An 11,461-nucleotide genomic window follows, 5' to 3' on the forward strand; every position below is an offset into this window, starting at 1 on the left:
CCGCTTCCGCCTTCGCTTGTGCGGCAGCTTCCGCTTTCTCCGCTTCAGCCTTGGCCTGCGCCGCCGCTTCGGCTTTGGCTTTCTCGGCGGCCGCCTTAGCTTGCTCTTCGGCTTTCGCTTTAGCCGCTTCCGCCTTTGCTTGCGCAGCAGCTTCCGCTTTCTCTGCTTCAGCCTTGGCCTTTGCCGCCGCTTCAGCTTCGGCTTTCTCGGCTACTTCCTGATTAGTTTCCGTTACCGCTGGCTTTATTTCCTCTGCCATCGGTGTTTCATTTTGCTCTACGGGTTCTGCAGCAGCCTCGGTCGCCGGCTTTGTAACTTTAGTATCATCGATGATTTCAGCATGAATAATTTCCGGCGCAGATTCCGATTCTTTTTTATCAGGCTTTAATAGAGCGCTTAAAGCAAATAATCCTAAAATCGTAAGATGTAGAGCTAAGGCCAAAATGATTGGCCACGAAAATTTCTTTTTACTGTCCATCAAAATATTATTGTTCACCCGATTTGGTCATTAAACCCACACTGGACACGCCGGCGTTTTTTAATCCTGCCATCAGGGTAACTACGACGCCGTAATCGATACCTTTATAAGCCCCGATCAGAACCTGCGTTTTCGGCTTCTTGTTTAATACCGCCATCACACGCCCTTCAACTTCTTCCGGCTGAATAAGTTCCGGTTCCTTATCATCAATAGTAATAAAATACTGGCTCTGTTCGTTAATCGACACAATAACAGGTAAATTATCGCCTTCCGATTCCACGGTAGCAGATTCAGCTTGAGGGAGTTCGACTTGTACGCCTGTTTGCAGCATCGGCGTTGTGATCATGAAAATAATCAACAGCACTAAAGTTACGTCAATGTAAGGAACTACATTGATCTCCGCCATCGGCTTCCTGCGCCCATTTTTCCTGGTTGCTTGCGGCCCGCTCATTTTTGATGCGCCTGTCTTTGCAGCAACACGACAAACTCTTCAACGAAAAGCTCATACCGGCCGGTTAATCTTTCCAATCGGGTAGAAAAACGATTATATGAAATAACAGCGGGAATCGCCGCAAATAAGCCAATAGCTGTTGCAATCAACGCTTCGGCAATGCCTGGCGCAACTTGCGCCAAAGTTGCCTGCTTGACGTTCCCCAACGACATGAACGAATTCATGATGCCCCAAACGGTACCGAATAAGCCGATATAAGGGCTGATCGAACCAACCGTAGCAAGGAACGCCAAATGTTCATCCAATTTTTCCAGCTCGCGCGATAATTCGATACGCATAGCCCGCTGCGCGCTTTCGACCTGAACACCGGGCTCTACATTGCCCGCTTGGCGCATCCTTGAGAATTCTTTATATCCAGCCAGGAAAATTTTCTCGATGCCTTCCGGTTCGAAGTCCTTGGCGGCCAACTTTCTATACAGATCGGCCAATACAACGCCGGACCAGAATTGCTCTTCAAATTCGTCGGTAATCTCAACCGCCCGATTGAGCTCTTTACGCTTGCTAAAAATAAATGTCCATGATGCGATCGATGCGGTCAGCAATGTCGCCATGACGAATTGAACAACAAAGCTGGCTTCTTTAACTAGATGGAAAATGGATAAATCGGTGTTCATTATTTTAATTGCTCTAATAATTTTTCAGGAATAGCTTTAGGACGCATCGTTAGTGCATCCAAACAGGCAATGCGAATTATGCCCTTGCATAAAACATCGTCGCCTCGTGTAATATCTTGCTCGAATGTAAGGCTAGCCTTTTTGGCAAGACTTATCTCCGCACTCACTTGAAGTTGATCATTAAATCGGGCTAATTTCAAATAATCGACCTGAACTGAACGTACGGCAAAAATAATGCCGTCACTAACAATCAGTTCATCCTGCTCATACCCCATTGCCCTAAGCATCTCGGTCCTGGCCCGCTCGAAGAACTTTAGGTAATTGGCATGAAATACCACGCCGCCTGCATCGGTATCCTCGTAATAAACGCGTACCGGCCAGCTGAATTTTTTCATGTGGGCTTGATTATTCAAACAAATCCTCAGTCATTCCCAATTGCTTTGGCGGCTGCAAACCAAAATGCAAATAGGCATGATGTGTAACTACTCGACCGCGGGGAGTTCGCATAATAAAACCCTGCTGTAGCAGATAAGGCTCCACGACATCTTCAATGGTACCCCGCTCTTCATTGATCGCAGCCGCCAACGTATCCAACCCAACAGGCCCTCCAGCGAAACTTTCGATCATTGCCAGCAGCAACTTGCGGTCTAGTGAGTCAAAGCCGTTACTATCGACTTTTAACATTTCAAGGGCCTGAAAGGACAGCTCTCCGGTAATTGTGCCGTTACCTTTGACTTCGGCAAAGTCACGGACTCGTCGTAGTAATCTGTTGGCAATTCGAGGCGTACCGCGAGAACGGCGTGCTATTTCATAGGCGCCTTGCGGCTCCATTGCTATACCCAATACATTGGCGGATCGCGTCACAATATTCGCCAATTCATCAATGGTGTAGAACTCTAAGCGCTGAACGATGCCGAACCGGTCTCGTAATGGAGAAGTCAGCAAGCCGGCACGTGTCGTTGCGCCAACCAAGGTAAACGGAGGCAAATCCAGTTTAATGGAACGTGCGGCAGGGCCTTCACCAATCATCAAATCAAGCTGATAATCTTCCATTGCCGGATATAAAATCTCTTCAACCGCCGGACTCAATCGATGTATTTCATCGATAAACAATACATCATGGGGTTCAAGATTGGTCAGCAGTGCTGCAAGATCACCGGCTTTATCCAACACAGGCCCGGATGTTTGGCGAATTTTAACACACATTTCCGTAGCGATGATATTAGCCAGCGTCGTTTTGCCCAAGCCGGGAGGGCCGAAAATCAACACATGATCCAAGGCCTCCTGGCGCGCTGTTGCAGCCTGGATAAAAATCTCCATTTGCTCGCGAAGTTCTTTCTGGCCGACATAATCAGCCAGGCGCTTAGGCCGAATTGCCCGATCCTGCCGCTCTTCATCCGAATGACTATGTGCGGTAACCATGCGATCGCTTTCAATCATCTTATCGTACCTTGCAATGCCAGCCTTATGATGTCTTCACAGCTTTTGCCTTCGGCATTGACATTTTGCACCATCTTGCTGGCATCGATCGGCTTATAGCCCAGCGAACATAAGGCACTAATAGCTTCCTGTTTAGGACTGTTAAGCGATGGGGCTGTTCCGCTCATTAGTGGCGACCCGACAGAATCCACTAAATCAACCAGATCCGGCAATCTATCGCGCATTTCGATAACCAGGCGCTCGGCCGTCTTTTTGCCGACCCCCGGCAATCGTACCAGCGCTTGCGTGTCATTATTATGAATACAGCGGTGAAATTCTTCGGCACTCTGCCCCGATAAAATCGTCAACGCTAACTTTGGTCCAACACCGTTAACCTTAATTAACGTTCTGAACATTGAGCGGTCCGCGTCAGTCGAAAATCCGAATAAGATATGCGCATCTTCACGAACAACCAGATGAGTATGCAACATTATCTCGGCACCGATGGCAGGCAAGTTATAAAAAGTCGTCATCGGCGCCTCGACCTCATAGCCGACACCGTTAACATCAAGAACCAACGACGGCGGCGCCTTAAGAACCAACTTGCCGCGTAAGAAACCAATCACCGTAACAAACCCTGCTGCAACCGTTGTGCAGTTTGCTGATAATGAGCGTGACAAATACTGATGCCCAACGCGTCGCCGGCATCGACTTGTAATTCGCCTTGAATATTTAACAGTATTTTTACCATGTGCTGAACCTGGATTTTCTCAGCGCTGCCTTTACCCACCACGGCCTGTTTGACTTGCCGTGCCGCATATTCAAACACAGGCAAGCCTATCGTTTGAACCGCACAAATTGCCGCTCCTCGAGCTTGTCCGAGTTTAAGCGCGGAGTCGGCATTTTTATGCATAAATACCTGTTCTATTGCCATTTGTTCGGGTTGATAGCGCTCGACAATTTCTATGATACCGTCAAAAATTTGTTTAAGCCGATCGGGAAAATAGTCGGCTTTAATATGAATGCTGCCGCTGGCGATATATTTATAACCGCGTAACGAGTTTTCTATAATACCGTAACCGGTTATTCTTGAACCTGGATCTATCCCTAAAATTCGCATCGGCTATAGCAAACTCAACCGAGCCCTTCCATAATTTCATCGCTGATATCGGCATTGGAATAGACGTTTTGCACATCATCCAAATCCTCCAGCCTGTCTATCAAGCGTATCATTTTCTCTGCATCCTCAGCATTCAACTCAGACATCGTTGCGGCTTGCATCGTAATCTCTGCATTATCCGGTTCGAATCCTGCGGCGACCAAAGATTCTTTGACATCCAGGTAATTTTCCGGAGTAGTCGTTACATCAGCCGAACCGTCATCATGAGTGGTAACATCCTCCGCACCGGCTTCCAAAGCCGCTTCCATCAGCGCGTCTTCATCAACAGATGGCGCATAACTGAGAATGCCGATCTTACTGAACATATAAGCTACAGAACCGTCTGTACCTAAGTTTCCGCCCGCTTTAGAAAAAGCATGACGGACTTCGGCAACAGTACGGTTGCGGTTATCGGTCAGACAATCGACCATAACCGCCGTACCGCCAGGGCCGTAACCCTCATAACGAACGACTTCGTAATTAACGCCTTCCAATGCACCGGAGGCTTTTTTGATCGCGGTATCAATGGTATCTCGGCGCATATTTGCACCTAAGGCTTTATCCACTGCTGTGCGTAAAGAAGGATTGCTTGCTGTATCCGGCCCACTGGTTTTTACCGCTACCGTAATTTCACGCAGTATTTTAGTGAAAATTTTTCCACGTTTTGCATCCTGCCCTGCCTTACGATGTTTGATATTAGCCCATTTACTATGCCCAGCCATTGTCTCCCTCTTAAAAACGTTTTAATAATGAATCAATCCACAACCTGTGGACCGCTTATCAAATCAAGCTTATAAAATATGCGCCAATACAGAAACCAAGCTTGGCTCTGCACTATAAAAATCGGCTTGCTCGCGAACAACCTGCCGATCAACTACACCACCGAAACCGATTACCACGGCTCCGGCCTGCTTAGCCTCCATATCGGTCTTGCCGTCGCCTATCATAACCAGCGAGCCTTGCGAATTAAGCAAGCTCTTGCAAACCTCGGCTTTTCCACCCGACCTGGCTAACGGGGAATTCCGGTCATAATCGCGGTAACTGCCGTCTTCATTGAAATAAATATCGACTGCGTGAACTTGGGCTTCAGATAGCCCCAAGTAATTTGCCAGCGGCAAAATGGCCTGGCGGATTCCGCCGCTGATAATATAAAGTTCTTTCCCTTGCGCTGCCAACGTATCAAAAACTTCTTTAACGCCATCGACTATCTGCTCAATATACAAATCAGCCAGCCAGCCAATGCTGTCCCGATCCGGCCTGATCAAGGACAGGCGGCGCTCGTAAATAGCTTCCAGCGGCACCTCGCCATTCATCGCAGCGTTGGTCAGTTCGGACATTTCATCCCCCAAACCAATGCGCACGGCGAGCTCGTCAATACCTTCTATTTTGCTCAAGGTGCTGTCGCAATCGAAGCAAATAACGTCAAAACTCATAAATTAATCTGGGTCGCTTTATGCACTGCAGGAATGTGGCATAACTGCTGCAGCAAATCGTCTGTTAAAGGCTCGGAAACACTGATAACCGCCATCGCCCGCTGCTGTATATCAGCCGTACCTACCTGCATTCTGGTGATATTGATATTCGCATTGCCTAGCACGCTACTGATTGCCGAGATAACCCCCGGCTTGTCGTCATGATGCGTCATTAATAAGGTGCCTTCCGGCACGACTTCAATATCAAACTGGTCAATGCAAACTAAGCGGGGATGACAGCCGCCCAGTAAAGTTCCAGCCAACATAATGGTACGATCCGAGCAATGCCCTGTAACCCGAATCAGGGATAAATAGTCCTGTGTTTCTTCGGTTTTCGATTCAACTAGGGCAATGCCTTGGCGCTTGGCAATATTCTCGGCATTAACACGGTTCACCGGGGTGGAAAACTGCCCGCTTAACACGCCGATCAAGGCTGCAACCGAAACCGGACGCGCTTCAACTTCGGCCGCTCTGCCCATTAACGCAACTTCTATTGTTTCTATCGGCTTGGTCGCCAAGCCAACCAACACCTTGCCGAGGATATTAGCTAGCGTCATAAATTCGCGGGATTTTTTCAGTTCTTCCGCGGATACCCTGGGCAGGTTCAGCGCATTTACCGCTTCGCCGGTCTTCAAAAATGTGACTGCCTGCCTGGCAATTTCGACACTGACCGCTACTTGCGCTTCACTGGTTGATGCGCCTAAATGTGGGGTAAAAACGATATTATCCAATTCCAGCAACGGCGAATTGGCAGGCGGCTCGTTCTCATAAACATCAAGCGCGGCACCGGCTATCCGTCCGCTTTTTAAAGCCTCGTACAGTGCCGTCTCATTAATCAGGCCGCCTCTGGCACAGTTGATAATCATCGCCTCTTTCTTCATCTTCGCTAGTTGAGGACTGTCGATAACATTGCGAGTTTTTTCAATCAATGGGCAATGCAAAGTCAGATAATCCGCCCTGGATACCAGCTCATCCAGACTGACCGGTTCAACACCCAGATCATCAAATATTTCAGGCGCAACAAACGGGTCATAGGCAATCACTTGCATTTTCAACCCCAAACCACGCTGAGCGACGATTCGTCCAATGGTGCCGAAACCCAGTATCGCCAGCGTTTTATGAGCAATTTCCGCTCCCATCAATTTGGAGCGTTCCCATTTTCCGGCCCGGACCGAACGATCTGCAGTCGGTAAACGGCGGCTCAGCGACATCATATGCGCAATAGCCAATTCAGCGGTTGTTGTCGCGTTCGCATCCGGCGTATTCATGACAATAATGCCCAACTCCGTTGCTACCGGTATATCGACATTATCGACACCGATACCGGCGCGTCCTATGAGCTTGAGGTTCTTTGCTGCCTGCAAAACCTTTTTGGTTACCTGCGTATCACTACGAATCAATAACGCATCGTAATCACCAATCAGCTCACAAAGCTGATTCTCATTAAGCCCTGTCTCAATATGGATTTGTATGCCCGGCTGCTCATTTAAATAGTTGATGCCGGCTTCTGCTAACTTGTCGGAAATAAGGATCTTTTTCAAAACAATTCTCCGAAAAAAGCGATACGTTAAAAATGCGTAGTGTAACAGTTTTTACTTGCAGCGCAGCTGCTCCAAGGTATAACTGATTTTCTACAATCCCTTGAATAAATCTATAGTTTAGTCCCCATGGTAATAGCCGTCCGGCGAGGGTTTCCGCGCTGGCTTTGGGGCGAATGCCGGTTTCGGTTTCGGTACCGGCTCGGATATTGGCGTCGACACTGACGCTTCTTGAAGCGGCGGCAAACGCTCGTAGATTGCTATAGGGTCTCCACTTTGTTCTTTCAGCGCTTTATTTAAAGCTTGCTGATCAAACTCAGGCAGCTGTTGATTATTGGCTTTTTGAATCAATCTTAACGCCGAAGCAAAGCGCTGATCCAGCGTTGTTTCTTCTCCTTCCAGATCAGGATGCGCTTCTACATAAAGCACGTTATTTAGCCATCCAACCTTGATAGGCTGCTTAACAATATAAACCGGCGTCCCGATTGCAACCAGATCGTACAACTCTTCGACATCTTTAGGATACATGCGGACGCAACCATGAGTTATCTGCATGCCTATGCCATTGATCTTATCAATATCGGTACCATGTATCCGGTATTCTCCCGGCAAATCCAGGTACAGCGCGCGCGTTCCTAAAGGGTTGTGCGGTCCGGGAGGAACAATGGCCGGCAGAGGATCACCATTTGCGGCATGCTCGCGTCTTATTGATTCAGGCGGATGCCATTCAGGATTCATGATTTTTCGCGCAACTTTAGTTTTACCTAATGGCGTTTTCCAATCCTGCCTGCCAACACCATGCGCATAGGACATGACCTGTTGAGGCGCTTCGCCCTTTTTGGTCGGCGGGTAATAATACATACGGTATTCGGCAATATTCAGCGTAATTCCGTTATGAGGCGAATCCGGCAAAATACGTCTGTTGGATAAGCGAACAATCTCACCTTTTCTAACCAGCCAACGATCAACATCCGGATTTAATCTGACTATTTCCGTTTGCCCCAAAAGAAAACGGCGCGCCACATCTAATAAGGTCTCGTCCTGGTCTGCGCGGGTTAAAGGCATGTCGTCAGGATATTGAGTGATTACCGTATCGTTACTATCTGCCGGCATTGCATAGGTCGTAGCATGCGCATGGCCACCAATGACAGACGATAAGATAGTAAAAGCAAGCAGTGCGCGAATATTCATTGCGATAAATTTCCCAGAAAACACAATATAAAATAATAACTAACTTCAACAACCAATGTTGTTTACTTAAATTGCAGATGCGGAATCGTCCACACCTAAAAAGATAATTCCCAGGTAATTACTCAAGATCCGCCTACCTAAAAAAACTGTTTATCTTATCACGCATAATTGACAAGCGCATAATTTTACTGGCTTCATTGACCTGCTTTTGGGAATTATCGATAATTGCCTTATAATTTAGATAATTCAATACATTACGTACTCAACTATCAAGAGATCTTCAAATGTCCATGCAAATCTTTCGCAGCAAACAGATTATTTCAGATGATGATACAGGCACTGGCCTAAAGCGCTGTTTGTCTAAATGGGATTTAGCATTTCTTGGCATAGGAGCGATTATCGGCACCGGCATATTTGTTCTAACCGGAGTTGCAGCCGCCACTCAATCCGGCCCGGCCGTAATACTTTCATTTGTTATAGCAGGGCTAGCCTGTGCTTTTGCCGCCTTGTCTTATGCGGAATTATCCGCTGCAGTCGGGGGCTGCGGCAGCGCTTACGGTTACAGCTACGTAGCTTTCGGTGAAATATTCGCTTTTATTATTGGCTGGGATTTGTTATTGGAATACAGCCTTGCCGTAGCGACAGTTGCTAACGGCTGGTCTGGCTATTTTAACAATGCCTTGACGGCCATCGGCATACCATTGCCGGAAATGCTGACTAAATCTCCAAAACTCGGAGGCTTGATCAACCTGCCTGCAACTGCCATTATTTTAATATTAATGATGTTGCTGATCGCAGGAGTAAAGCACAGCGCTAAAGTCAATAACGCAATGGTGTTTGTTAAGCTATTGACCATTATCATTTTTATTGCCGTTGCCGCATTCAACGTACACCCGGAAAACTGGGACCCGTTTATGCCATTCGGCTGGTTTCAGACTTTGCCTGACGGCAAAACTGCCGGCATTCTGGCAGGTGCATCATTGGTATTTTTTGCTTATGTCGGCTTTGATGCCGTATCAACCGCCGCTGAGGAAGCCAGCGATCCACAACGTGACTTGCCTTTTGGTATTGTTACTTCATTAGGCTTTTGCACTGTAGTTTATATTTTAGTATCCGGCCTACTCACAGGTGTCGTCAATTACACTGATCTTAACGTATCCTCGCCTGTCGCTCACGCTTTAAATCTACTAGGCTACAACTGGGCATCAGCTTTAATCTCTACAGGCGTCATTGCCGGCCTTACTACCGTTATGCTGGTACTGTATTACGGATTAACTCGCATCATTTTTGCTATGTCTCGCGACGGTCTGCTCTCACCGTTTTTTGGGGAGGTAAACCCTAAAACTCAAACCCCGGTGCGCGTCATCATACTATGCGGCATCATCATGGCTATAGCCGCCGGCTTCATACCGTTAGGTGACCTAGCCGAATTAGTCAACATCGGCACCCTAGCCGCATTCGTGCTGGTTTGCTTGGGCGTACTGGTATTGCGGATTACAAAACCCAACATGAATCGTCCGTTCCGCTCACCATTTAGCCCACTCTTTCCTGTGCTGGGCATGCTATCCTGTACCGCGCTGATGGCGTTTTTGCCTGCCTTGACTTGGCTGCGCTTCGTTATCTGGCTAGTTATTGGCTTGATTATTTACTTTTCTTATTCTCTACAAAATAGTAATTTGGCGAAAGCCGATTAAGAAATGAGTACGAAATAACTTCAACAACTTACTCCCTCCTCTCCTTTCGAGGAAAGTTTAGGCTATACACTTGACTGGGTGTCCCTCCTCCTTCAGGGCATAAGTATCAACACAACTAACTCTAATTAAATCATCCCTAGCCGATCATCCGTCGATGACCTTGAAAGCATTACAGACGTGGTTAGCCAGCGAACAGGGCTTGAGCCTTTCCATTTCAACCATTGACAAGTTTGTTCGCCAAAAATTGGGCTATCGCTATAAAACTTACCGTGGTCGCCAGTGAACGGAACCGTGACGACGTCGCGGCCGCCCGGGAGCAATGGCAAGCCTGGCAGAAAAGCTGCGATCTCTCGAAACTGGTATTTCTGGATGAAACTGGACTGTCTACCGACATGATCCGTCGTTATGGACGCGCGTTAGGCGGCGCTCGCTGTGTGGATAGCGCACCGGCTGGCCATTGGCAGACGCTGACCTTCATTGCCGGTTTGCGGATGGATCAGCTCACGGCGCCGTGGTGTTTGAATCAGGCCATGAATGGCGAAGCCTTTAAGGAATACTTGCGGTCTCAGTTGGGGCCGACCTTGAAGGCGGGCGATATCGTCATCTGCGACAATCTGCCGACCCATAAAGTCGCCGATGTCCGGGCGCTGATTGAAGCCCGGGGCGCGACGCTGAAATACCTGCCGCCTTATAGCCCTGACCTGAATCCGATTGAGCAGGTCTTTGCCAAACTGAAAGCCTTGCACGCAAGGCGGCTGAACGAACTTATGACAAGCCCTGGCAGGCTATCGGCCAAATCATGGATCAGTTTCACCCCGACGAGTGCCTGAATTATTGTAACAATTCAGGCTATGTTTCTAACTAACGAAGAAATGCTCTAGGATTTATTATGAATCAAATATATTAGACTCACTGCGAACTTGAAGTAGTTAGCGTTTATTATCAAGTATTTATGGCATAAAAAGCCCTGTATAAAATACAAGGCTTTGCTTTATTTGGCTCCCCCGGACGGGCTCGAACCGCCGACCTAATGATTAACAGTCATCCGCTCTACCGACTGAGCTACAGGGGATTAAATAGAAAATCGTCTATATGATTATTACATGCTTTTATTATATCAGATTAATCTCAATTAAATACTGCTATAAACTTGTGCTAATTCAATTTAAAGCTAAACGATCAGCTATAAAGTTCGGTTAAACTAAACTGTCCATGTATAGCATTTAAACAGGGCTCCGCCGCAAGGACGAAATCGCGAATATGTTCATTCATGGGCGGCGGCAAACGCAAGTCAAAAAAAAAACCCAAGCGATTAAGCTTGGGTTTTTGGTTTTAGGCGCTTGGCAATTCCCTACTTTCGCATGGCAAACGGCCACACTATCATC

Annotated in this window: 12 protein-coding genes, 1 tRNA gene and 1 pseudogene; 2 read left to right on the forward strand and 12 right to left on the reverse strand. The window is 47.5% G+C overall.

What is annotated here, in order from left to right; translation table 11 throughout:
• The 11 genes and pseudogenes from EKO24_RS22690 to EKO24_RS07090 all read right to left on the reverse strand — a co-directional run.
• A pseudogene (locus tag EKO24_RS22690) lies at nt 1-496 on the reverse strand (cell envelope integrity protein TolA); the annotation flags it as partial.
• A complete protein-coding gene (tolR, locus tag EKO24_RS07045; protein WP_127028745.1) occupies nt 486-929 on the reverse strand; it encodes a protein TolR in 444 nt (147 codons plus the stop codon). The pseudogene EKO24_RS22690 and the gene tolR, both read right to left, overlap by 11 nt.
• Nucleotides 926-1,603: a protein TolQ gene (gene tolQ / locus EKO24_RS07050; RefSeq protein WP_127028744.1), complete on the reverse strand. Its 678-nt coding sequence runs from the start codon at nt 1,601-1,603 to the stop codon at nt 926-928. The genes tolR and tolQ overlap by 4 nt, the downstream gene beginning before the upstream one ends.
• Nucleotides 1,603-1,998 (reverse strand): tol-pal system-associated acyl-CoA thioesterase, encoded by a 396-nt coding sequence (gene ybgC / locus EKO24_RS07055; protein WP_127028743.1) that lies wholly within the window; start codon nt 1,996-1,998, stop codon nt 1,603-1,605. Before ybgC ends, tolQ begins: the two co-directional genes overlap by 1 nt.
• Nucleotides 1,999-2,008: 10 nt before the next feature.
• Nucleotides 2,009-3,040, reverse strand: a complete 1,032-nt coding sequence (gene ruvB, locus EKO24_RS07060; protein WP_241674426.1) for a Holliday junction branch migration DNA helicase RuvB — start codon at nt 3,038-3,040, stop codon at nt 2,009-2,011.
• Nucleotides 3,040-3,648 carry a Holliday junction branch migration protein RuvA gene (gene ruvA / locus EKO24_RS07065; protein WP_127028741.1) on the reverse strand — a complete coding sequence of 203 codons (609 nt, stop codon included), beginning with the start codon at nt 3,646-3,648 and terminating at the stop codon, nt 3,040-3,042. Before ruvA ends, ruvB begins: the two co-directional genes overlap by 1 nt.
• Nucleotides 3,645-4,142, reverse strand: a complete 498-nt coding sequence (gene ruvC / locus EKO24_RS07070; protein WP_127028740.1) for a crossover junction endodeoxyribonuclease RuvC — start codon at nt 4,140-4,142, stop codon at nt 3,645-3,647. The genes ruvA and ruvC overlap by 4 nt, the downstream gene beginning before the upstream one ends.
• Before the next feature lie 14 nt (nt 4,143-4,156).
• A complete protein-coding gene (locus EKO24_RS07075) occupies nt 4,157-4,903 on the reverse strand; it encodes a YebC/PmpR family DNA-binding transcriptional regulator (RefSeq protein ID WP_127028739.1) in 747 nt (248 codons plus the stop codon).
• Nucleotides 4,904-4,972: 69 nt separating this feature from the next.
• Nucleotides 4,973-5,614, reverse strand: coding sequence for an HAD-IB family phosphatase (locus tag EKO24_RS07080; protein WP_127028738.1), 642 nt, complete (start codon nt 5,612-5,614; stop codon nt 4,973-4,975).
• Nucleotides 5,611-7,194 (reverse strand): phosphoglycerate dehydrogenase, encoded by a 1,584-nt coding sequence (gene serA / locus EKO24_RS07085; RefSeq protein WP_127028737.1) that lies wholly within the window; start codon nt 7,192-7,194, stop codon nt 5,611-5,613. The genes EKO24_RS07080 and serA overlap by 4 nt, the downstream gene beginning before the upstream one ends.
• A gap of 117 nt (nt 7,195-7,311) precedes the next feature.
• Nucleotides 7,312-8,382 carry a L,D-transpeptidase family protein gene (locus tag EKO24_RS07090; RefSeq protein WP_127028736.1) on the reverse strand — a complete coding sequence of 357 codons (1,071 nt, stop codon included), beginning with the start codon at nt 8,380-8,382 and terminating at the stop codon, nt 7,312-7,314.
• A 284-nt stretch (nt 8,383-8,666) separates the two neighbouring features.
• Here EKO24_RS07090 and EKO24_RS07095 point away from each other — a divergent pair, with 284 nt between their 5' ends.
• On the forward strand, nt 8,667-10,076 hold the full coding sequence (locus EKO24_RS07095; protein WP_162853335.1) for an amino acid permease: 1,410 nt from the start codon (nt 8,667-8,669) through the stop codon (nt 10,074-10,076).
• Between the two features lie 230 nt (nt 10,077-10,306).
• A complete protein-coding gene (locus EKO24_RS07100) occupies nt 10,307-10,906 on the forward strand; it encodes an IS630 family transposase (protein WP_161990580.1) in 600 nt (199 codons plus the stop codon).
• Between the two features lie 166 nt (nt 10,907-11,072).
• Here EKO24_RS07100 and EKO24_RS07105 read toward each other — a convergent pair.
• Nucleotides 11,073-11,148: transfer RNA gene (locus EKO24_RS07105), tRNA-Asn, on the reverse strand.
• Between the last annotated feature and the right edge of the window lie 313 nt (nt 11,149-11,461).

The organism is Candidatus Methylobacter oryzae, assembly GCF_003994235.2.
GTDB lineage: Bacteria > Pseudomonadota > Gammaproteobacteria > Methylococcales > Methylomonadaceae > Methylobacter_A > Methylobacter_A oryzae.